At 57.5% G+C, this 22,475-nt stretch carries 20 protein-coding genes; 12 read left to right on the forward strand and 8 right to left on the reverse strand.

Going from position 1 to position 22,475, the window contains the following annotated elements; all coding sequences use genetic code 11:
• Positions 1 to 10 precede the first annotated feature (10 nt).
• The 5 genes from CDUR_RS01310 to CDUR_RS01330 all read right to left on the reverse strand — a co-directional run bounded on the left by CDUR_RS01310 (position 11) and on the right by CDUR_RS01330 (position 5,491).
• Positions 11 to 661, reverse strand: coding sequence for a response regulator transcription factor (locus tag CDUR_RS01310; protein WP_179418694.1), 651 nt, complete (start codon positions 659 to 661; stop codon positions 11 to 13).
• A 142-nt stretch (positions 662 to 803) separates the two neighbouring features.
• Positions 804 to 2,072, reverse strand: coding sequence for a sensor histidine kinase (locus CDUR_RS01315; protein ID WP_179418695.1), 1,269 nt, complete (start codon positions 2,070 to 2,072; stop codon positions 804 to 806).
• Between the two features lie 128 nt (positions 2,073 to 2,200).
• Complete coding sequence (locus CDUR_RS01320) at positions 2,201 to 3,274, reverse strand: alpha/beta hydrolase (protein WP_179418696.1); 1,074 nt, start codon at positions 3,272 to 3,274, stop codon at positions 2,201 to 2,203.
• A 31-nt stretch (positions 3,275 to 3,305) separates the two neighbouring features.
• Positions 3,306 to 4,376 carry an alpha/beta hydrolase gene (locus CDUR_RS01325; RefSeq protein WP_040359413.1) on the reverse strand — a complete coding sequence of 357 codons (1,071 nt, stop codon included), beginning with the start codon at positions 4,374 to 4,376 and terminating at the stop codon, positions 3,306 to 3,308.
• 26 nt (positions 4,377 to 4,402) lie between these two features.
• Positions 4,403 to 5,491 carry an alpha/beta hydrolase gene (locus CDUR_RS01330; protein WP_411763063.1) on the reverse strand — a complete coding sequence of 363 codons (1,089 nt, stop codon included), beginning with the start codon at positions 5,489 to 5,491 and terminating at the stop codon, positions 4,403 to 4,405.
• Between the two features lie 623 nt (positions 5,492 to 6,114).
• Here CDUR_RS01330 and lpdA point away from each other — a divergent pair.
• Together lpdA and CDUR_RS12920 are read left to right on the forward strand one after the other, a co-directional pair.
• Positions 6,115 to 7,530 carry a dihydrolipoyl dehydrogenase gene (lpdA, locus tag CDUR_RS01335; RefSeq protein ID WP_006062764.1) on the forward strand — a complete coding sequence of 472 codons (1,416 nt, stop codon included), beginning with the start codon at positions 6,115 to 6,117 and terminating at the stop codon, positions 7,528 to 7,530.
• 91 nt (positions 7,531 to 7,621) lie between these two features.
• Positions 7,622 to 7,732, forward strand: a complete 111-nt coding sequence (locus CDUR_RS12920) for a DUF6767 domain-containing protein (protein ID WP_353959458.1) — start codon at positions 7,622 to 7,624, stop codon at positions 7,730 to 7,732.
• On the opposite strand, the gene CDUR_RS01340 is transcribed toward CDUR_RS12920, so the two are convergent.
• Complete coding sequence (locus CDUR_RS01340) at positions 7,695 to 8,225, reverse strand: short-chain fatty acyl-CoA regulator family protein (RefSeq protein ID WP_179418697.1); 531 nt, start codon at positions 8,223 to 8,225, stop codon at positions 7,695 to 7,697. The two genes, CDUR_RS12920 and CDUR_RS01340, sit on opposite strands and share 38 nt — an antisense overlap.
• 474 nt (positions 8,226 to 8,699) lie before the next feature.
• Between CDUR_RS01340 and CDUR_RS01345 the strand changes: the two genes are divergently transcribed.
• From CDUR_RS01345 to CDUR_RS01390, 10 genes are all read left to right on the forward strand, one after another.
• A complete protein-coding gene (locus CDUR_RS01345; protein WP_179418698.1) occupies positions 8,700 to 9,458 on the forward strand; it encodes a succinate dehydrogenase cytochrome b subunit in 759 nt (252 codons plus the stop codon).
• Between the two features lie 20 nt (positions 9,459 to 9,478).
• A complete protein-coding gene (locus tag CDUR_RS01350) occupies positions 9,479 to 11,488 on the forward strand; it encodes a fumarate reductase/succinate dehydrogenase flavoprotein subunit (RefSeq protein ID WP_179418699.1) in 2,010 nt (669 codons plus the stop codon).
• Positions 11,488 to 12,237: a succinate dehydrogenase/fumarate reductase iron-sulfur subunit gene (locus CDUR_RS01355; RefSeq protein WP_179418700.1), complete on the forward strand. Its 750-nt coding sequence runs from the start codon at positions 11,488 to 11,490 to the stop codon at positions 12,235 to 12,237. Before CDUR_RS01350 ends, CDUR_RS01355 begins: the two co-directional genes overlap by 1 nt.
• Before the next feature lie 40 nt (positions 12,238 to 12,277).
• Complete coding sequence (locus tag CDUR_RS01360; RefSeq protein WP_179418701.1) at positions 12,278 to 12,631, forward strand: hypothetical protein; 354 nt, start codon at positions 12,278 to 12,280, stop codon at positions 12,629 to 12,631.
• Between the two features lie 234 nt (positions 12,632 to 12,865).
• Positions 12,866 to 14,194, forward strand: coding sequence for a DUF445 domain-containing protein (locus tag CDUR_RS01365; RefSeq protein ID WP_179418702.1), 1,329 nt, complete (start codon positions 12,866 to 12,868; stop codon positions 14,192 to 14,194).
• Positions 14,195 to 14,224: 30 nt separating this feature from the next.
• Complete coding sequence (locus CDUR_RS01370; RefSeq protein WP_375379407.1) at positions 14,225 to 14,521, forward strand: DUF2516 family protein; 297 nt, start codon at positions 14,225 to 14,227, stop codon at positions 14,519 to 14,521.
• 85 nt (positions 14,522 to 14,606) lie between these two features.
• Positions 14,607 to 16,172: an alpha/beta fold hydrolase gene (locus tag CDUR_RS01375; protein ID WP_179418704.1), complete on the forward strand. Its 1,566-nt coding sequence runs from the start codon at positions 14,607 to 14,609 to the stop codon at positions 16,170 to 16,172.
• A 4-nt stretch (positions 16,173 to 16,176) separates the two neighbouring features.
• Positions 16,177 to 17,565: an ABC transporter permease family protein gene (locus CDUR_RS01380; protein WP_179418705.1), complete on the forward strand. Its 1,389-nt coding sequence runs from the start codon at positions 16,177 to 16,179 to the stop codon at positions 17,563 to 17,565.
• On the forward strand, positions 17,546 to 18,277 hold the full coding sequence (locus CDUR_RS01385) for an ABC transporter ATP-binding protein (protein ID WP_179418706.1): 732 nt from the start codon (positions 17,546 to 17,548) through the stop codon (positions 18,275 to 18,277). The genes CDUR_RS01380 and CDUR_RS01385 overlap by 20 nt, the downstream gene beginning before the upstream one ends.
• A 344-nt stretch (positions 18,278 to 18,621) precedes the next feature.
• Positions 18,622 to 19,959 (forward strand): hypothetical protein, encoded by a 1,338-nt coding sequence (locus CDUR_RS01390; RefSeq protein WP_179418707.1) that lies wholly within the window; start codon positions 18,622 to 18,624, stop codon positions 19,957 to 19,959.
• A 198-nt stretch (positions 19,960 to 20,157) separates the two neighbouring features.
• On the opposite strand, the gene CDUR_RS01395 is transcribed toward CDUR_RS01390, so the two are convergent.
• Together CDUR_RS01395 and purU are read right to left on the reverse strand one after the other, a co-directional pair.
• Positions 20,158 to 21,405, reverse strand: a complete 1,248-nt coding sequence (locus tag CDUR_RS01395; protein WP_179418708.1) for a pentapeptide repeat-containing protein — start codon at positions 21,403 to 21,405, stop codon at positions 20,158 to 20,160.
• Between the two features lie 130 nt (positions 21,406 to 21,535).
• Positions 21,536 to 22,432: a formyltetrahydrofolate deformylase gene (gene purU / locus CDUR_RS01400; protein ID WP_179418709.1), complete on the reverse strand. Its 897-nt coding sequence runs from the start codon at positions 22,430 to 22,432 to the stop codon at positions 21,536 to 21,538.
• Positions 22,433 to 22,475: the final 43 nt, after the last annotated feature.

A 22,475-nucleotide genomic window follows, 5' to 3' on the forward strand; every position in this document is an offset into this window, starting at 1 on the left:
CTTGTGTATCTTAGTTGGCTTGGTGCCGCAGCCACGCCAGAACCGCCCGCACCCGGCGGTTTTCGTCGTCGGGTGTGAACCCCAGCTTGATGAACACGTTGGCCACGTGCTTGCTCACCGCACCGGCGCTCACAACAAGACGGTCACTGATTTCGGAATTGCTCAGCCCCTCCGCCATCAGCCCGAGTATTTCCTGCTCACGGCTGGTTAAGTTGCTGATGCCGCTGGTGCGGTTCTGGATCAGGGTTTTCACCACCTCGGGGTCCACCACCGTTCCGCCCTGCGCCACCGTTTCCAGGGTGCGGGTGAACTCTGCAACGTTGGCAACGCGCTCTTTCAAGAGGTAGCCGAAACCTCCGTGCTCCAGCAGGGTATCCAAGTAGGCGCTGGCCACGTATTGGGAAAGAATCACTGCAGGCAAGTGTGTGTCGTTCGCGTCGGCGCGTGCTTTGCGCAGACGATACACAGCTTCCAGACCGTCGTCTGACATTTTTGGCGGCATGCGCACATCAGACACCACCAGGTCAGGGGAGGTGGCCTGGCACGCCGCTACCAGTGAATCCGCGTCCACGGCCTCCACCACCTCATGCCCTGCCGCCCGAAGGAGTTCCGCCAGGCCGGCACGCAGCAGTGCCGAGTCTTCCGCTAGAAGAATTTTCACAGTACCTTCACCTTTCTCGCTGTTACCATTATCAGCTACGGTGCGCGTCGCGGTGTTGATACGCGCCCACAGTGTGGGTGAGCTAACTTTTCGGCTTCAGATTCAAGCAACGATGCGCAACATACGGCGAAACGTCATGTTTTCACAGACTTTCAGCCGCGCTAATAACCTCAATCCGAGGCAATTTAATCCGCAAACACGCACCCCTCATCAGTGCCGACGGCTCCAACACCACCGCGCCCCGCAGTGCCGCCGCGCGCTCCTGCAAACCCGCCGTCCCCGTTCCGCTGCTGCTCTGCTTTTCGACGCCCTCCTGCACCCCGATGCCATCATCATCCACCGCCAGCACCGTTGACTCGTGATCGAAATGCACTCGAATACACACGTGTGTTGCTTTACCATGCCGCACCGCATTAGTAATCCCTTCAGCAGCGCAGTGGTACATCAACAACGCGGGGGTACCCTCAATGTGATCGGATGCCCCAGGAGACGCTGCGACCAGAACCTCTCCCTCAATGCCGCTATGTGCCACAAGCTCCCGCAACGCCGCCACAAGACCCATGTCTTGCAGCACTTGGGGGTAGATTCCACGAATTGTGGACCGCAGCGCCTCCAACGCCCGTCGCGCGTTCAGTTTCGCTTGCTCAATGGATTCCGTCGCGGACTCGCTGGGACTATCCATACTGAGTTCCAGCGTGGCGATGTTCAGCTGCAGCGCAGTCAAATACTGCTGCACACCATCGTGCAACTCCCGCTCAATGCGCCGACGCTCCCCGGTGAATGCATCAATCAGAACCTCGCGGGAACGCTCAATCTCCTCCACCTGTTCCTGAGTGGACAGGTTCGCTGCGGTGGTGACATACATTGATGCACCAGTAAAAAACCAGCCGGCATACACTAAAGCGGCGAAACTGCTGAATACGGTAAGCACGTCAAAACCGATGGATACCGCGATTGGTGGCTGCCAGTCACCGAATGTCAGCCCATAATCATGTGGGCTCCCGTTGATGCCGAGCATGACTAACTCTGCTGTTAGAGCGATAGCCATCATGCTCAGCATGAGAGTGATGATGAGGCACACCGATGACAAAATCACCTGAGCCGCGAGGCTGATAATCAGCCGCCAATCAAGCCACCCAGAACGCGGTCGCTGAATAACCGTCATGCCCATCCACCGCGCGCCGCGTCGTGCCAGCCAATCAATCGCAGCGGCTGTGGGCGGTATGGTGATCACAAAACCGCACACCACCAACAACGGCAAGGCGAGTATTGCCATCACATACGACCAGCACAGTGCTTTCCACGTGTTCCGAGTTTTGAGCAGACGAAAAAAGTTAAAGGTGAAACCACGTGGCCACTGCACGGATTGTGAAGGATCTGCCTGCTGGGCGGTCGTCTGCGTGGAAACCATGCTTCTACCCAACCAAACTGTGACCTGGCGGGCAATGCAACAGAACTCCATTCTGAGGTAGAGCTGAGTCCACTTCCGACACGAAAAAGCGCCAGCCCCACAGGCTGGCGCTTGTGAAAAAGGGAGGTTTACTCCATGCCGAATGCTTTGGCAATTGTTGGCCAGGAATCGCGCAGATCCTGCTTCCAGTATTCCCACTGGTGGGTGCCGGTGGGGCGGAAGTTCCATTCTGCGCCGATGCCGGCGGCGTCGAGACGGGCCTTCAGGTCGTGGGTGCAGGCGTTGGTAGCACCCTCGATGGCGCCGCCCTGAATTACGTACACACCAACCAAGTTAGAATCACCGCCAGTGCGGGGGCTGGACCACAGGTCCCCTGGGCCTGCCAGGCCGGAGGCATTGGAGATGTACATGGGGGTGCCACGTAGTTTCTCGGCGTTGATCAGGGCGTCGTTGTAGGCCCACTTCTCGGTGCCCAGCGGGCCCCACATCTGCTCAGGGACAGCTTGTCCACGGTCCAGCGTTATGCGGACGTACTGCAGTGGAAGTCCTTCGGAGGTTTGGGCGCAGCCAGAGAAGGAGCCGACTGCATCGTAGAAACCGGGGTAGTGCTCGGCGTAGAGCAGGGACGTGGTGCCAGTCATGGACATGCCCATAATGGCGCGCTTGTCGGAAGCCTTGAGGGTCTTCTCCAGCGGACCAGGCAGTTCCTTGGTCAGGAAGGTCTCCCATTTTTGCTTGCCGCCCAGGTTTGCATTCTCTTGCTCCCAGTCGGTGTAGTAGGAGAACTGGCCGGACATAGGGATGACCACGTTGACGTTCTTATCCATGTAGAAGTCAACAACATCGGTCTGCATCACCCAGTTGGCTTTGCCTTCGCCGCCGTCCGCGCCATTAAGAAGATAAATGGTGGGACGAGGCTGGGAATTATCTTTCGCGGTGATCACAAACAGTGGCACATCGCGATCCATGGACGGAGAGTGCGCCCACATTTCCTTCACACGATCAGGGTGTTCAGCAACCTTTTCACGCCACATGGGGACTGGGTCGACGTTACGCGCGCCCACCGTCACCGTGGCCTGTGGGGTATTTCCTGCTAGTTCAGCGGCCTTGGTGCCAGCCAGTGCGGTGGGGGCTGCCAACGCAGAACCCACAATAAGTGCGCTAGCGGCAGCCGTGGCTGCTATGTGTCGAAAAGCCTTCATGGGAATCGTACTCTCCTAGTCGCGTAGGGTTTTACATACCGAATGCTCGGGCGAAAGTCTCCCAGGAGCCACGCAGGTCTTCCTGCCAGTAGTTCCAGGAGTGAGTGCCGGTGGGGCGGAAGTTCCAGTCTGCGCCGATGCCGGCGGCGTCGAGACGTGCCTTCAGGTCGTGGGTGCAGGCGTTGGTAGCGGCCTCAATGGCACCGCCTTCAACGACATACACGCCAACATTTGCGGAGTTGCCACCAGTGCGGGGGCTGGACCACAGGTCAGCCTGGCCAGCCAGGCCGGAGGCGTTAGATACGTACAACGGGGTGCCGCGCAGCTTCTCGGCGTTGATCAGGGCGTCGTTGTAGGCCCACTTCTCGGTGCCCAGCGGGCCCCACATCTGCTCGGGGGTAGCGGGGGCGCGGTCCAGCGTCATGCGGATGTACTGCAACGGAAGACCCTCGGAGGTCTGAGCACAGCCGGAGAAGGAACCAGCAGCATCGTAGAAGCCGGGGTGGTGCTCAGCGTAGAGCAGGGAGGTGGTGGCGGTCATGGACATGCCAGCGATAGCGCGTTTGTCGGAAGCCTTGAGGGTCTTCTCCAGCGGACCGGGCAGTTCCTTGGTTAGGAAGGTCTCCCAGGTCTGCTTGCCACCCAGTGCCTCAACGTCCTGCTCCCAGTCGGTGTAGTAGGAGAACTTACCTGCCATGGGAATGACCACGTTGACGTTCTTATCCATGTAGAAATCAACAATATCGGTCTGCATCACCCAGTTAGCGCGACCTTCACCGCCGTCACCACCATTGAGCATGTAGATGGTGGGGCGAGGCTGGGAGTTGTCCTTCGGGGTGATCACGAACAGCGGCACGTGGCGGTTCATGGACGGGGAATATGCCCACATTTCCTTCACACGGTCGGGATGTTCTGCAACCTTTTCGCGCCACATCGGAGCCGGGTCGACATTGCGCTCACCCACTGTCACCGTGGCCTGGGTGGTGCCTCCAGCCTGCTCGGCTGCACTCTTGCCCGCCAGGGCGGTGGGAGCTGCCAGTGCAGAACCCACAAGAAGCGCGCCGGCAGTGACGGCGGCGGCTACGTGTCGAAAAGTTTTCATGGGGATCTTCATTCTCCTAGTTTTTCTTAAGGCTGCATTCCAAAGGCTCGGGCAAACGTTGGCCAGGAACCGCGCAGATCATCCTGCCAATAACCCCACGAGTGAGTTCCGGTGGGATGGAAGTTCCAGTCTGCGCCGATACCAGCGGCATCGAGACGCGCCTTCAAATCATGCGTGCAGAGGTTGGTAGCGCCTTCAATAGCGCCACCAATAATAACGGTACCAGCGGCGAATACAGGGTCCCCGTGCATATGTGGACTGGATACCATATCCGATTGGCCTGCTACTCCAGACCCATTGGATACGTACATGGGGGTGCCGCGCAGTTTTTCGGCATTGATCAGGGCGTCGTTGTATGCCCACGTTTCAGTGCCAACCGGTCCCCACATCTCCTCTGGGGTTGCCTTACCACGGCTCAGAACCGTGCGAACATACTCCAGGGCAGGCCCTTCGGAGGTTTGCGCACAACCAGAGAAAGAGCCAACGGCATCATAGAACCCTGGGTGGTGCTCGGCATAGAGGAGGGAGGTTGTGGCCGTCATTGACATGCCAGCAATGGCGCGCTGGTTAGACGCCTTGAGGGTCTTCTCCAGCGGACCGGGCAGTTCCTTGGTCAGGAAGGTCTCCCACGTTTGCTTGCCGCCCAGGTTTGCGTTCTCCGATACCCAGTCGGTGTAGTAGGAGTACTGGCCGGACATGGGGATGACCACGTTGACGTTCTTATCCATGTAGAAATCAACAATGTCCGTCTGCATCACCCAGTTGGCTTTGCCCTCGCCCCCATCTGCACCATTAAGAAGGTAGATAGTGGGGCGGGGCTGGGAATTGTCCTTCGGGGTGATCACAAACAGTGGCACATGGCGATCCATTGATGGGGAGTAGGCCCACATCTCTTTCACGCGATCAGGGTGCTCAGCAACCTTTTCACGCCACAAGGGAGCCGGATCAACGGCACGTTCACCAATCGTCACAGTTGCCTGAGAGGCATTACCTGCCTGCTCAACAGCAGTTTTCGGTCCGGCTGTAGCTGATGGGGCCAGTGCTGCAGTGAGGAGCATCCCAGCTGCGAAGCTGGTTGCTGCGGCTGATACGGCGATACGGCGAAAAGTGCTCACAACGTAGTTCCTCGTTCCTTTGCGTGTCAAAGCTAGTCTTAAGCGTCCTGTGTTGCTTAAGAGACAACTGTTCTTATCAACATTTGCCGTTAACAATGTCGCTTTCTAACTATGAAACGTTAACATTTTTCAGGAATCACCGCTGTGCCCTGCTGGCCGAAAACGTTTGTATGGGGTAAACGTTGAACGTGACACGAACAGCGGTGTGCAGACCACATCACTGGCTCAAAACCTACGTGAAGGAGTATCGAATGAACCCATTAGAGCAGGTCATCGTCTTTGTTAACACCATTCTGGGCAGCATGCTGCACGCTGGTTCCTCTGCGTCTAGCGTCATGCACACCGTTGCCAAGTAGTCGTGATGTAGCGGGTGCGTAACCTGCCACAATGATGAAACGGCAACAACGCCAACCCCTTTTCTGTGGTAAACAAAACCGCACGAAGAGGGGTCTTTTTGTGTGAAAAATCAACTAAAATTTAGCTAAAGAGACACGCCGATGCTTCCGTGAGCTACCCCACTTTTGGGTTAGGGGAGGCGCTTCCATGGCGCTTCCATGGGGCGGGGGTGTAGGAGGGGTGTTAAATTCACGACACGCCGTCCCCAGACACGTATTGTTGAACATGTGACTGAACATTTTGATCTTGTTGTACTTGGCGCTGGCCCTGGTGGCTACGTCTCCGCTATCCGTGCAGCCCAGCTTGGGCTGAAAGTTGCTGTTGTAGAGAAGCAGTACTGGGGTGGGGTGTGCTTGAACGTGGGGTGCATTCCCTCCAAGGCGTTGCTTAAAAACGCTGAACTAGCACATACCTTCAACCATGAGGCCAAGACTTTTGGCATTTCAGGTGATGTTTCCTTCGATTTCGGTGCAGCGCACGACCGTTCCCGCAAGGTCTCTTCGGGGATTGTCAAAGGTGTGCACTTTTTGATGAAGAAGAACAAGATCACCGAGATCGATGGTTTTGGCTCCTTCACAGACGCCCACACCATGCAGATTACTGATGGTAAAGACGCAGGTAAAACTGTTACGTTCGATAACTGCATCATTGCCACCGGTTCCGTGGTGCGCTCCCTGCCTGGCGTGGAGATCGGCGGTAATATCGTCTCCTTCGAGGAGCAGATTCTTACCCGCGACCTGCCGAAATCAATGGTCATTGTGGGTGCCGGTGCGATCGGTATGGAGTTCGCTTACGTGCTGTCCAACTACGGCGTGGACGTGACCATCGTAGAGTTTATGGACCGCGTTCTCCCCAACGAGGACGCTGACGTCTCCAAGGAAATCGCCAAGCAGTACAAAAAACTTGGTGTGAAACTTCTCACTGGATACAAGACCACCGCGATTCGTGACAACGGCACCCTCGTTGAGGTGGATGTGGAATCCAAGGACGGCTCGAAGTCTGAAACCCTCAAGGTCGACCGTGTGATGGTTTCCATCGGCTTTGCCCCGCGCGTGGAGGGCTACGGCCTGGAAAAGACTGGTGTGAAGCTCACCGACCGTGGTGCCATTGAGATCGACGAGCGCATGCGCACCAACGTCCCCGGCATCTACGCCATTGGCGATGTCACCGCGAAGCTGCAGTTGGCGCACGTTGCGGAAGCACAGGGTGTGGTAGCTGCGGAAACCATCGCAGGTGCGGAAACCATGGAGCTTGGGGATTACATGATGATGCCCCGCGCTACCTTCTGCAATCCCCAGGTCGCATCCTTCGGCTACACGGAGGAAAAGGCCCGCGAGATCGCTGCTGCTGAAGGCCGTGAGGTGAAGGTTGCGACTTTCCCGTTCTCGGCCAACGGCAAGGCTCAGGGCCTCGGCGAATCCGCTGGTTTTGTGAAGATCATTGCCGATGCTGAGTTCGGCGAGCTGCTGGGTGCACACATGGTTGGCTCCGGCGTGTCCGAGCTGCTGCCACAGTTGACGCTCGCCCAGCGTTTCGATCTCACCGCTGAGGAAATTGGCCGCAACGTCCATACCCACCCAACCCTATCTGAGGCGATGAAGGAGGCGGCTGAGGGCGTCGGCGGCCACATGATCAACTTTTGAGGCTCTCGTTCCTGTTCGTAAACGTAAACGCCGCGCTTCTCGACGCCCACCCGAAGCCCGTTGCCCAATCCGCCCCGGCGACCCGTGCTCGCTGTGTGTTCCCGGGGCAACGGGTCCGCATGACTGCACGCTTGTTGCCTTGGTCCGGGAGGACCCGGACCTACCTAATACGGGGCAACAGTGGATTCGTGGGCGTCGATAAGTAGGGGGCGATGTATCGGGGGGTAGGCGCGCTGCGCGCAGTCCTCGCGCGTGCACACGTAACAGCTGGCACCGATGGGGGTGGCGGTGTGCAGGTCGTTCCAGTCGAGGCCGTCGGCCAAGGCCAGAGCGGTGCGGGTGTTGCGATAGCGCTGGTGCATGGCGACCACTGCGCGGGCGATCGCGGGGTGGTTATCCACCAGCTCTGCGAGTTCGTGGACATCCATGGGAGTGGGGTACAGGTCTTTGTCCAGCATGGCGTCCTGTACTTCGGCAAGGAGCCGGGAGTTGTCGTCGCGGGAGAAGAACGTAGCATCCACATCAAAGGCGCTGGTGATGCGGTTGAGGACGGGGTCGGTGAGGGGACGGACGTCGTGTTCAATCTGGTTGACGTAGCTGGCCGAGAGTCCGAGGGTGGCGGCGAGTGATGCCTGGCTCAGGTCATAGTCGCGGCGCAGCTGCCGGAGCCTGGAGCCAACGTAGGTCTTTCCCATGTGTCCACTATAACGCGCTGTATAGTGACCCCCGTCACTTATTGAGGGCGTTGTGTATGTTTGTGTGGAGCCTTTGCAAAGTTCTGGCTAGGGCAGGCGACGGGGCGTTATGTGTGTTAAGTAAGGGGCTGGGCGATTGTCTGCGGGTGTTGTTTGCGGGTTTTTGTGGCGTGGGATTGGGTGGTTTTTGTGTCGCGCGTAGTATTTTCGGTTGATACCAAACGGGGGCATGGGGAGTGGGCTATATATGACCTGTGATTTTATTCACAGGGTTAGGGCCTCGTCTAAATGTTAGCTGAAAACGGGAAGTGAGTGGCGCTGAACAAGGCGTATGTGCGCAATCTGACAGGTGAGGCTACCCTAAATCGCAGGTCAGCGGTATAAAGGGGTTTTGTGACTTGTGACACGGGGGCGCGTAACGGGTGGTTTGATCACCTGAAAAAGCCGTACAGTAAAAGCGACACTGGAGGTGCCATGACTGTTAAATATGACGACCGTGACGCAATCGCTCACGGCAAAATTACTGAAAAACCGCTCCGCGAGCGGCCCAAGTTCCCGACCTGGGCACTGAAGCTCACCATGGCCATCACTGGCCTGATTTTTGGTGGGTTCGTGCTGATCCACATGATTGGTAACTTGAAAGTCTTCATGCCCAAGCATGACGACGGCCACTACCCGATCGACCAGTACGGTGAATTCCTGCGCGAGGTCGGTTACCCCCTCATTCCGCACGAGGGCGTGCTGTGGATCTTCCGCATCACCCTTCTTGCTTCCTTGATCCTGCACGTCTACGGAGCGTTCGCCATCACCGGGCGTGCACACCAATCCCGCGGTAAGATCCGCCGCACCAACCTCATGGGTGGCCTGAACTCCTTTACTGCCCGCACCATGATTGTCACCGGCATTGTGCTGCTGGCGTTCATCATCTTCCACATCCTGGATCTCACCATGGGTGTCGCTCCTGCGGCGTCCGACACGTTCGAACACGGTGCTATCTACGCCAACCTGGTGGCAAGTTTCAGTCGCTGGCCCGTGGCCATCTTCTACATCATTGCCATGGTGGTGCTGTTCCTGCACCTCACGCACGGTATCTGGACCGCTGTGAGCGACCTGGGTATCACCGGCAAGCGCACTCGTGCGGTTCTCCTGTTCGTGTCGTACCTGGTTCCCGCCATGGTCATGGTCGGCAACATTTCCATCCCGCTCGCAATTGCATGCGGCTGGATTAGTTAGGACGGAAAGGTTCACTTTTAATGAGCACTCACTCTGAAACCACCCCCCGTCCCGAGTTCACCGCTCCCGCTTCGTGCGTTGATGGCGTGACCATCGGGTCGGTTCTGAGCGCCAACGCGCCCGTCGGTGTGCCCTCCAAGGATGCTTGGGAGTGGCAAAAAGACCACTACAACCTGGTGTCCCCGCTGAACCGTCGTAAGTTCCGCATTATTGTTATCGGTACCGGCCTGGCTGGTGCTGGTGCTGCCGCAGCCCTCGGCGAACTCGGATACGATGTCAAAGCCTTCACCTACCACGATGCACCCCGTCGTGCACACTCCATCGCCGCACAGGGCGGTGTGAACTCCGCTCGTGGTAAGAAGGTGGATAACGACGGCGCGTACCGTCACGTCAAAGACACCGTCAAGGGCGGCGACTACCGCGGCCGTGAAATCGACTGCTGGCGTCTGGCCTACGAATCCGTTCGCGTCATCGACCACATGAACGCCATCGGTGCCCCCTTCGCCCGCGAATACGGCGGCACCCTGGCCACCCGTTCCTTCGGTGGTGTGCAGGTCTCCCGCACCTACTACACCCGTGGACAGACAGGTCAGCAGCTGCAGCTGTCCGCTGCTGCGGCACTACAACGCCAAATCCACCTCGGATCCGTGGAGATATTCACCCACAACGAGATGGTTGATGTAATCGTCAAGGAAGACGAAAACGGCGTGAAGCGCTGCCACGGTGCGGTGATGCGTAACCTCATCAATGGTGAGCTGACCGCGCACACTGGCCACGCAGTCATCCTGGCCACCGGCGGCTACGGCAATGTGTACTACATGTCCACGCTGGCAAAGAACTCGAACGCTTCCGCCATCATGCGTGCCTACGACCAAGGTGCCTACATGGCATCCCCGTCGTTCATTCAGTTCCACCCGACCGGTCTGCCGGTCAACTCGGAATGGCAGTCCAAGACCATCCTCATGTCCGAGTCGCTGCGTAACGACGGCCGCGTCTGGTCCCCGAAGGAGCCCAAAGACGACCGCGACCCGAACACCATCCCCGAGGAGGAGCGCGACTACTTCCTGGAGCGCCGTTACCCGGCCTTCGGTAACCTGGTGCCCCGCGACGTCGCCTCCCGCGCCATTTCCCAGCAGATCAACTCTGGCCTGGGCGTTGGACCACTGCACAACTCGGCGTACCTGGACTTCCGTGACGCCATCGAGCGTCTGGGTAAAGACACCATCAAAGAGCGCTACTCCAACCTCTTCCAGATGTACGAAGAGGCCATCGGTGAGGACCCCTACACCACGCCCATGCGCATCGCCCCCACCTGCCACTTCACCATGGGTGGCCTGTGGACCGACTTCAACGAAATGACCTCCATTCAAGGTCTTTTTGCTGCTGGTGAGGCATCCTGGACCTACCACGGCGCTAACCGCCTGGGTGCAAACTCCCTGCTCTCTGCATCCGTGGACGGCTGGTTCACCCTCCCATTCTCTGTGCCGAACTACCTCGGCCCGCTGCTGGGTACCGAGCGTATGGCTGACAACGACCCCGTAGTCATTGAGGCAGTCAACCGCGCTCAGGCCCGCATCGACAAGCTGATGAGCATCAACGGCAACCACGGTCCTGAATACTTCCACCGCAAGCTTGGAGACATCCTGTACTTCTCCTGCGGTGTGGCACGTAACAAGAAGGACCTGGCTTCTGGCATTGAGAAGATCCGCGAACTCCGCAAGGACTTCTGGTCTAACCTGCGCATCACCGGCGAACCCCACGAGATGAACCAGGTGCTGGAGTACGCCAACCGCGTTGCCGACTACATCGAACTCGGCGAACTCATGTGTGTTGACGCACTCGACCGCGACGAGTCCTGTGGTGCCCACTTCCGTGACGATCACCTTTCTGATGAAGGCGAAGCCGAGCGTGACGACGACAACTGGTGCTTCGTATCCGCCTGGGAACCCGGCGGCCCCAACAAGTACATCCGCCACGCTGAGCCGCTCTACTTCGAAGCGATCCCGCTGCAGACAAGGAACTACAAGTAATGAAACTGCATCTTAAGATTTGGCGCCAAGCCGGTCCGACCGCTGAAGGACACTTCGAGTCCATTGATGTGGACGACGCTGTCCCACAGATGTCCATCCTGGAACTCCTTGACCACGTCAACGAGGGGCTGATCGAAGCTGGCAAAGAACCCTTCGCATTTGCATCCGACTGCCGTGAAGGCATCTGCGGAACCTGTGGCCTCAATGTCAACGGACGCCCCCACGGCCCAGAGAAAAACAAGCCCTCCTGCCACCAACGTCTGGTGAGCTACAGCGATGGCGACACCCTGGAAATCGAGCCGCTGCGCTCCGCAGCGTACCCGGTGATCAAAGACATGATCGTGGATCGCTCCGCACTGGACCGCGTCATGCAGCAAGGCGGCTACGTGTCCGTCAACGCGGGTACTGCGCCCGACGCTGACACCCTGCACATGAACCACCAAACCGCCGAACTGGCGCTGGACCACGCAGCCTGCATCGGCTGTGGTGCCTGCGTCGCAGCTTGCCCCAACGGTGCTGCACACCTGTTCACTGGTGCCAAGTTGGTTCACCTCTCCCTCATGCCGCTGGGCAAGGAAGAGCGAGGAAAGCGTGCACGCAAGATGGTGGACGAAGTTGAAACCAACTTCGGACCCTGCTCCCTCTACGGCGAATGTGCTGACGTTTGCCCGGCAGGCATCCCCCTGACTGCGGTTGCGGCGATCAACAAGGAGCGGGCACGTGCTGCCCTTTCCGCCAAGGACCACTAAGCTGTACCTCAGTACGGTTTAATACGAAAGGCACACAGCAATGTCTGATGCACATGCAGCTACCCAGCGTGAAGAGCAAACCTTCCGAGTGTTCGAAGGCGAGCCGCACTACATCGACGGCTACACGCCCTCAAGCCTCGATTCCCAGCACTCCTCGCTGCAACGCAGTTCCACCTGGCTGGGAATGGGATTCATTCTCACCTCCCTCGCGGGTCTAGGCGCTTTTGTCTTCGGACTTTCCTCCAGCATTGCTGGAACCCAGGAAAATGGAAACACCTACGCTATCATCGGCGCAGTGTTGGCCATTTCCTGCCTGGTCCTTGGATTCGGTCTCATCTACTACGGGCGCCGTCACTACCGCGCCTACGTGGCTGCCACCGGCCGCAAGCACTAAAAAACGGTGCCCCTACATTGTGGGGGCCCGAACAGTCAGACTCCGTGATAAGCGGGGTTACTGGCACCTCCAAGAACAACCGCCGTCGTGTTCCTTCGGGAATGCGGCGGCGGTTGCTGGGGTTTGGATGGGGTTTGCGGGAGGGTGGGCGTCGATAAGCGGTGCGGGCGGGCAGGCGTGCTTAGAGCGAACATTTGGTGGGAATCCTCACCCGTCAGCGCTGTTGCGTAGATAATGGAGGCTATGTCTGACAAAGCCGTTGATGTAGCTGCCCAGGATCGTCTGGCGGTGCCTGGTCCGTCGCCTGAGGTGGAGGCGGAGCGACGTCGAGTCCTACGCCGTTACAAGGCCGTGGCCACCGGATTGCTGCTGGTTGCAGCGGCGATTTATTTTGCCTGTCGGTGGGCTGAGGCGCAGCCAGGTGAGACGGCGACGTGGGTGGGATTTGTTCGCGCCGCGGCTGAGGCTGGGATGATTGGTGGTTTGGCGGACTGGTTTGCGGTGACGGCACTGTTCCGTAAGCCACTGGGGTTGCCGATTCCGCACACGGCGATTGTGCGGAATAAGAAGGACCAGATCGGGGAGTCGTTGAGCGGCTTTGTCGGTGAGAACTTCCTCAATGCGGAGTTGATTACCCAGAAGGTGCGTGCCGCTGGGATTCCTGATCGCGCGGGGGAGTGGCTGTCGCAACCCGAGAACGCGGAGAAGGTATCCAGCGAGGCGGGTCGACTGACGGCGAATATTGTGCGGGCGCTGGATCCGAAGGACGCGGAGGCAGTGATCAACACGATGTTGATTGATAAGCTTGCGCAACCCGAATGGGCGCCGCCTGCCGGCCGACTGTTGGAACAGCTCATTGAGGAAGGCCGCACCGAACCCGTCGTGGACGAAATGGTGCAGTGGCTGCATCGCAAAGCCCTGGGGAGCGAGGCGCTGATCACCCGCATCCTGGATGAGCGCCTGCCCACCTGGGCACCGCAGTTCCTGAACGACGTTGTGGGCGACAAGGTGTACCGAGAGCTGGTGCAATGGACCAGCGCCGTGTCCACCGACCCGAACCATGAGGCGCGCCACGCCATCCGCCGCTTCCTCAACAATCTCGCGCGTGACCTGCAGGAAGATCCCACAATGATCCAGCGCGTCGAGGACATGAAGCACGACATCATGGGGTCCACACCCGTGCAGGGGCTGGCCTCCGCGCTGTGGGCATCCACCTCCACCACGCTTATCGACGCCGCAGAAAACCCCGACTCCCTGCTCCGGCAGAAGGTCGCAGAACTCGCCGTCAGCTGGGGCAACAACCTGCGTTCCGACGCGGAGTTGCGGGAATCCCTGGACCGTCGTATCACCGGCGCGGCCGCATTCCTGGCGGATAACTACGCTGACGAGGTGACCTCCATCATCAGTGAAACCGTGGAACGCTGGGACGCTGACGAGGCCAGCGACAAGATCGAATTGATGGTGGGCAAAGACTTGCAGTACATTCGCCTCAACGGCACCGTTGTTGGCGCCCTCGCTGGTTTACTGATTTACACTGTGTCGCATCTGATCTTTGGTGCCTAAAGAACTTTGGGATTGAGTGAATTGATTACTGTGCTCTACGCAAACTATGTCACCCTGGCCGTGTGGGGGCTTATGCAGATCGTCGCTATCTGCGGTGTTGTCGGCGCGGTGCAAGTCGGCATGACCCGGGAAGACGCATTCCGCGCAGCCGACCGCCAATCCAAATGGGCGTGGCTGGGTCTGCTGCTGGGTTCCGCATTCGTCTCATCCATGGGATTGGCTTACCTGTCATTCATGGCGATTATCGGCGTTGTGATCATCGGTATCTACTGGTTTGACGTGCGCCCCCAGATTAAGGACATTTTGAGTGGTAACTATCAGTGGTAGGGGTTTGCCCTGAGTTACCCTGACTTTTAAAAATCGGGGAAACCCCCGATGTGCTGGGGGTATGGCATGTAGCAGGCTTGGGGTTATGCGAAACCTCAGAACAATCATTGCAGCTGTTGCTGCGTCAGCGAGTCTTGCCGCGATGGCTACTGTATCCATTCCGGCGCAGGCCGAACCTGTAAAACGACCAGCGATTACGCAGGAAGACTGCCCAGAATACGTCAACAAGCCTGGCACAAGTTGCGGACGGATGGACGTTCCCATGGACTACTCCAACCCGGATGGCAAGAAAATCAGCGTTGGCTTTATCAAGGCCGCAGCCACCAAACCAGAAAAACGCCGAGGTGTGCTGTTTATTAACCCCGGCGGTCCGGGCGGCTCGGTGTACCACCAGTTCACCACTGTGGAGGGTTATCCTGATACTACGCCTCGCTGGCCTAAAGAGGTGCGGGAAGAATGGGACATTGTGGGAGTGCAGCCGCGCGGTCTGGAGGGGTCCACCAAGCTGGAATGCGAAGAGGTCAACGCTGGTCCCATCGATCAGATCCAGCGCTCTGGTGGATTGATCAAGGATGCGTGTGACGCGAAAATGCCGGGCTATGCCGCGACGCTGACCACGGAGAACACTGCCCGTGACTGGGATCAAGTGCGTCAGGCCATGAGAGAGGAGAAGATCTCCATCTACGGCAATTCCTACGGAACAGTCCTGGGATCGATGTACGCAACCACATTCCCAGAGCACACCGACAAGGTGGTACTGGATTCCGGCTACAACCCTGATAACGACCATTCTGAGCAAGTTGATGGATTCCGCAAAGCCGCTCATGATTTTTTCGGTTGGGTCTCTCAGCACGATGACGTCTACCACATGGGAACGACACCACGAGCTGTGTACAAGTCCTGGGCAGAGCGGGTGAGGCAGGAAACCGGTGTGACCCCAACATTTCCGCCGCCAGCTGCCGAGGAAGAGGACCTGCCGGACGCGCTAGGCTCCACTGGAAGCATCGGTACCGAGGCTATGACCAGGGTGGATCCGACGGCAGTGAAGGCCGAAGGGTTGCTGACGCAGTTGACGCACCCCGGTTCGAAACAAAACCAGTCCGCGTCCATGCAGCTTCTCAGTATGGGACTGAGTCAGCCTGCTCTGTGGCCGTGGGTTGCTGGAAAACTGTCCAGCGCCGAGCCAGTGACACTTCCCGACAAAGTCTTGGAAGCCCTGAGTGAAGTAGGGAACATGCCCCTCATGGTGGAGTGCAACGACCGCGCCCACCCCGTTCACCTCGACAGGATGATTTCGGGACTATGGGGCCAGACCGTCATTGGAGACCCTTTCTCCGATATAGACCTGACCTCCAGCGGCATGACGTGTTCCGGCATCACCCCAGAGCACCCGGCCCCGGATATTACGGGCGAGAAGTTGGCTGTACGGCCTTTGCAAATCCAGGGCACTAGTGACCCGAACACCCCGTATGAGACATTCAACAAGATGGCCACCGCCATGCGCAGTCACGTACTCACCGTCGATGGCCCAGGTCACGTGCAAATTAGTACCGATAACCCCCAGTTGGGTCCCGTTATTACCGAGTACCTGCGCACCGGAACTGTGAACCAGACCCGCATTCCTGGGACCGACCCGAAGCCAGAGCGCTAGAACCATGCTTTTCAAACTTATTCTGAAAACCAACCTGGTCACCTGGCTGGCACTCATCATGTCCAACACGGTGCTGGCCGTGGTCATGTCACTGAACATTGGGTTTATCGTTGCGGGCGCGCGCTCCACGGGCGAAACTCAGGAAGCCTACATATCACTTGGTTCCACCGCGCTGCTCCTGGTGGTGGCCACCAGTTTGGTGTCCCTCACATTGGTCACTAATTTCACTCTCCGGCTGCAGCACCCCGTGGTGGCCAGGTGGCAGCTGGTAGGCATGCTGCCTGGTCAAGCGGCCCGCATTCTCAGGGCGCAAGTGCTCGTGGTGTCCACGCTCACCGGCGTGATTGGCGCGGCCTTCGCCTGGCTGCTGTGGTACCCCTATGCGCATACTGTGGCCACCAGTGGACTACCCACGAGTCCCGCGCTCGACCAGCCCATCCCCGCACCGGCGCTGGTCATCGCCATAGTAAGTGTTGCGGGAATGAGCCTGCTCACCGGGCTGATGGGTGCGCGCCGGGCGATGCGTGCAGAGCTGGTGGACGGGGCGTCGATAAGCGGTGCCTTCCGTCGTACGAGTGTGGGGATTGTTCGAAAACCCTTGTGTGTCGTAGCATCCCTCGGTGTGGGGGCGCTCTATTATGCGATTGCGCAGGTTGAACCGCTGCAGAACATTGATGAAATGGGGGGAATGCTCGGCGCTTACGTGGGCGTGGGTGTGCTGCTGAGCGTGGTGGTGGCGCTGTGGGGGCCGTATATTCTGCGCGTACTCGTGGAGATGCTGCGCGTGCTGCCGATTACGGCGACACCGTGGTTCCTGGCTGTGCGCGAGGCACAGGCGCGGCCCACGCTCACCGGAACCCTCATCATGCCCATTGCTATCGCGGCGAGTACGACGGGGATGGCGGGGATGTCGATAAGTAAATTCCGGCAGGTGCTCGTGAGCATGGGGGTGCCGGACTCTGAATCATTATCCGCGCCGCTCAGCATATCCCTGCTCCTTGTCGGCGGGTCCATCGTTGTGGCCTGTGCTTCCGCAGCGTCCGTGGTGCTCATCGCCCTCAGGCCCCGGCAACACGACGCCCAGTTGCTGTACACCTCCGGCGCCACCGACGAGCTGCTCACACAAAAAACTCTGATGGAAACCCTGGTGTACCTCATTCTTGCCGGGATCATCGCCTACGGGACGGTGATCATCAACGACGTGTGCATGACGTTCGCGTTCGCGCGCGGGCCGCTGCCCATGACGCAGCTCAGCATGCCCGCCGGAAGTACGCTCGCCGTCCTCTGTCTGGGCATCGGCATTGCCGCCACCATGCTCTGGAGCATCACCCTCACCGAACTCCGCCGCAACACCGCCGAAAGGACACTCAGCCATGCTGCTCCAAGCGCTTAACCTGCACAAACAATACGACGACCTGCCGGTGCTGCGAGGCGTGAACGTCGACATTCACGAAGGCGAATTCGTGGCCATCATCGGGCAATCCGGGTCCGGCAAAACTACGCTTCTGCACAGTCTCAGCGGGCTCACCCCCATCGATCGTGGCGACATCTTCATCGGCGAACACCGCATCACCAGCAAAGACGCCTTTTCTCGCCGGAAACGACGCCGCGATGCCCAGCGGGTTGCCATAGCGAAACTGCGCCGCGACCACGTCGGATTCATCTTCCAAGACCTCAACCTCATCGAATCCCTCAACGTGGAAGACAACCTACGGCTGCCCGCCAAACTCGCCGGAGTTTCCGTCCCCGATCAGGAGATTAACGACGCCCTCGACTACGTCGGGCTCACAGGAAAAGCACATGCCTACCCCGACCAGCTCTCCGGTGGGCAACGGCAGCGCGTGGCTATTGCGCGTGCGCTGGTACGCAAACCCCAGTTGCTATTCGCAGATGAACCCACCGGATCGCTCGACGTGCACACCAGCGCGCAGGTCATGGATCTGCTGCGGGCAACCGTCACGCCGCACACGGCGCTGGTGATGGTCACCCATAGTCTCGACATTGCCGCCACCGCTGACCGGGTGATCATCCTCGCCGATGGTGTCAACCACGCCGAGCTGCGCACACCCAGCGTGGAGGAGCTGTTTCATGTGATGCATGGGTGAGGGGGGGGTGTTTATGCAGGATAGGTCCACCGCTGGGTACGGAATTGGGGTGTTTCCGAGCCTGGCGGTGGACCTACTTGGCTGGGGAATGTTGTGGTCTGCCAAGAAGTTTGCTTATCTCCAGGTCGGAAAATGGGGTGTTTTCGTGCTTGAGCATAAGCAAACTTGACGCCCTCAGGGTTTTCCCTGATTTTTCAAAGATCAGGGAAAACCCTGGTGTGCAGGGGCATGTTGGGGGAGCAAGCTAAAACCATGAACCCAACACAAACCACTACAAACCTCGTCGCGCTATCGGCGCTTGCGCTCGCGGCGCGGACCACTACTGACGAACAGGGGCAACAACAATGAAATACCTTGGCATCGGACTGACCAGCACGACTTTCGCCTTCTTCCTCTCCCTGAGCACCGGGCTACTTGATGCGGGGATACGGGCGCACGGCGACGACCAGGCAGTGATTACCGCACTTGGTGGAACCACATTCGGGATCAACATCCTTGTTGGCATAATCGCCATGATTGTCTTGGCTGTATTGTCGCTCAAGAGGCGCAGTGATGAGGCGGGCCAGTCCAATCAGGGGATTGTTACGCTCAATGCTCTGTTGGCCAGCGTCGTGGGTGGCGGCATCGGCTCGTCACTGAGCTATGTCCTGTGGCCAATGCACGTGCAGATGTTGGTTGGGACCGGCGTATTCCCGCCCGATCCGCTCAGCGGGTCGCTGCCGATTAATGCTGTGACCAGCAGCCTTGGGGGCGTCGCCCTCACGGGTCTCATCGCCGGGGCCATTGGGGCGAAGGCGGGGGCACGCCGTGCGGGGAAGCGTGCGAACGTTTCTGCTGCTCAAGCTACCCAGGTTGGTCAGATTGCGCAAGCTGGTCAGATCGCACGGCCTGAGCCGATTGAAACCGAGCCGCCGAGCCGTATGGGCTGGCGCATCTTCAGCGTCTTCCTTGGGTTGTCCACCATTGCTGGGGCATCCTCCATCTACCGTGTGATCGCCAACGCCCAGCCGACCGGCAGCGAAGATGCCTATACTATCTACTTTGCGATGGGTGCGATGCTCTGCCTCGCCGCAGCATTCCTCGGCGGCATCCTCGTCCACACCATCGGCGCAGTACTGGCCATGCTTATGGGCAACGGCGACTTGGTGAACAACACCATCAGTCGTGTCACCCGCGCCGGGTCGCTGGTCCTGCCGCTTGGCCTGCTTGCTGCTGCGACCGGAATCATGAGCATGTGGGTCACCAAGATGACTCAGAAATTTAGCGTCGAGCAAGCAGATACAGTCACCCCCATAGAAGCCATCAAAATCTTCAGCGGCCCCATCGGCATCCTCATCGTCGCACTGATTTCCATCGTTCTGGCCAGCGCTGGCTCCGGCAGGCGCGTAAACAGCAACGCCGTCTGGTCCACCGTGCTTATCGACGCCGTGGCCTACCTCACCATCAGCACCACCATCGCATATTCCCTGATGATCATCAATGAAGTCATCACCTCAGCCGTGCTGCGCAACGGTCCTCTCCCAGATTTTCCAACGACACTGCCCGATTGGCGAGCATTCGCCGTTGTCCTCGGTGGCGTTGGCATTCGGATGATCATTGTGTGGGCGCGGAGTCGGAGGGAGAGTGTTGTTGGGAATCAGAATGTGGCGAGTGTTGCTGCGCCTAGCGGCGTGATTGTTTGAGGTATGAGTGCCGGTGAGGTTGGGGTGGAGCTGGAAACTAGGATGGAGTTTGGGGGTAAATATTAAGACTGAATAGATGGTAGATGCTGTAAAGTGAACACGCTGCGAAGACAGCGTGTTCACTTCCGTTTTATGATCATTGATGCTGATGCTGCGGTATATAGTCTCGATTGGCAATATTGATGGAAAATTTTCAAGTTATTTTGTGGGGAATTCTACGCCAAATTTCGCGTTGTCTAGATTGGTGTTGAGTAGCCTAATTATTTTGTTATTTTCGCTAGATTCAGGAAATTTAAACTTGGTGCTTGAGAAGTCTGCGGCATCGACAAAATAAACATTATCAAAGTTTGTACCTCCATTAAAGTGTGCATGTTTAAAAGATGTTTTTTTGCTAAAGTTGGAATCTTTAAAATGCGCAAACTTTTCAAAGTAGACTTTTTCAAACCATGCAGATTCGTGAAAATCCACATTATGAAATTGAGCATCCATGTGGAAGTATGCTTGGAAAAAAGAGGCGATGCCGTAAAAGTGTGCTAGATCAAACGTTGCGTCTGTAATGAAGACTGTAGCTGTTCGCGGAGGTGTGTTGCTATTAAAGTGTGCTCCATCAAAGGTTGCTCCGCTATGGAATATTGTTTTTATAAAAGAGACGCTGTCGTGAAAATTTGTTCCACTAAAATCTACGTATGTTCTATAGTGATCATTAGGATCGAGGGGCGTTCTAATATTGAAATGTGCCCTGTTGAAATCTGCATGTTTGCAAAAGTGCGCACTTTTAAAAAGGGTATTGTTATAAAAATGGGCGCCGGTGAAAGATGTCCTTCCGTGAAAGTATGAGTTTGCGAAGGAAGCTCTATTCTTAAAAATTCCCTTTGAGGAAATATTATAAAAATGACAGTTTTCTAAATTTAGGTTTAAATCTGACCATTGGCCAGGACTTTTTCCATCCTCCTCTTCAAAACGTGTGAATATTATATCTTGCATTCTTTCTTTGAATGTGTACAGCTCGGATGGTGAGTCTTTTGATATTGGGTCACGGAGCTGTCCAGTCAGGATATTTAGGCAAACTTGCTGTTCTCTTAGTGCTGATTCTGGATCATCTTTATGGAAGGCTGCCCAATCGCCAGCAAGTGCTGCAAGCGCGTATGCTCCAGATTCGCGCTTGGTGAGATCGTCAGTTGCTAAAAGCTTGACAATTGATGTGAATCGTTCGCGAAGGGTACGCTCTTTATCTTGCACTCTTGTTTTCTCTCCATTGTGAAGAGCAATTGCAGCAGCGATGATAGCTGCAGTACCTGCGCCTAGAGTTGCTAAAGGTTGAGCTGCCACAGACCAGTCCCACGAAAAGTTCCAGTCTCGAAGTAAGAATCCCGCAAGTGTAAATCCCACCCCGCCAGAGGCTGTTGCTACTAGTGCAGTTTTTCCTTTTTCTATAAACCTTCCCACCTACTACTCTCCTCATTACCCGCACCAACACATTCACGAAAATATTATCAACCCTGCTGCCTATCCACTATAGAAACAGCAAAAATCGACGCGGCGAGTGGGTGTCGCGGCGTCGATAAGCGGTGGGAGTTTAGTCGAAAATGACGGTTCGGTTTCCGTAGACCTGAACGCGGTCTTCGAGGTGGAAACGCAGGCCGCGGGCGAGGACGATTTTCTCGGCGTCGCGGCCGAGTCGTTGCATATCGGAGGGGGTGTCTTTGTGGGAAATGCGAATGACGTCCTGTTCGATGATCGGGCCGTCGTCGAGGTCTTCGGTGGCGTAATGGCAGGTGGCGCCGATGAGTTTCACGCCGCGTCGATAAGCCTGGTGATAAGGGCGCGCGCCCATAAACGACGGCAAGAAACTGTGGTGAATATTAATTGCCTTACCGGCCCACATTTCGCACAAATCCGGCGGCAGAATCTGCATGAAACGCGCAAGAACAATGGCGTCGGGGCTTTCCGCATTCACAAGGTCTGCAACCTGGTCAAAAGCCTTGCGTTTACCCACCGCATCCTTCGGAAAAGGAACATAATGGAAAGGCACGCCGTGGGCCTGGGAAATTGGCCGCAAATCCTCATGATTACCGATCACCGCAGCCACATCCATCGGGTAATCATTCTGCGCAACCCGCCCCAACAAATCATGCAGACAATGACCCTCCTTGGACACCAAAATCACGGCCTTCTTCGGCTTCGCAGTATCCCACAAACGCCACCGGACATCCGGGCCCATTTCGGACGCGACCTCCGCAAAACGCTGGCTCAGCTCGTCAAAACCCATGCTAATCGACGCCGCGCGCACAGCCTGGCGGGTAAAAAACCAGCCGCTCTCCGGGTCGGTGAAAAAACCTGCCTCTGTGATCCAGCCGCCAATATCGGCAATGAAAGACGACAATTTAGCCACAATTCCCGTTGTGTCGGGGCAGCTCAAGGTAAGGACATACTGGCGTTCGTCGGTGGTGGTATGCGCAGCTGGAATGGTCATTCTGTGCATTGTACTAGGAAAGCTTGGTAGGGTGATCCGAGGG

This window comes from Corynebacterium durum (assembly GCF_030408675.1).
Classification (GTDB): Bacteria; Actinomycetota; Actinomycetes; order Mycobacteriales; family Mycobacteriaceae; genus Corynebacterium; species Corynebacterium durum.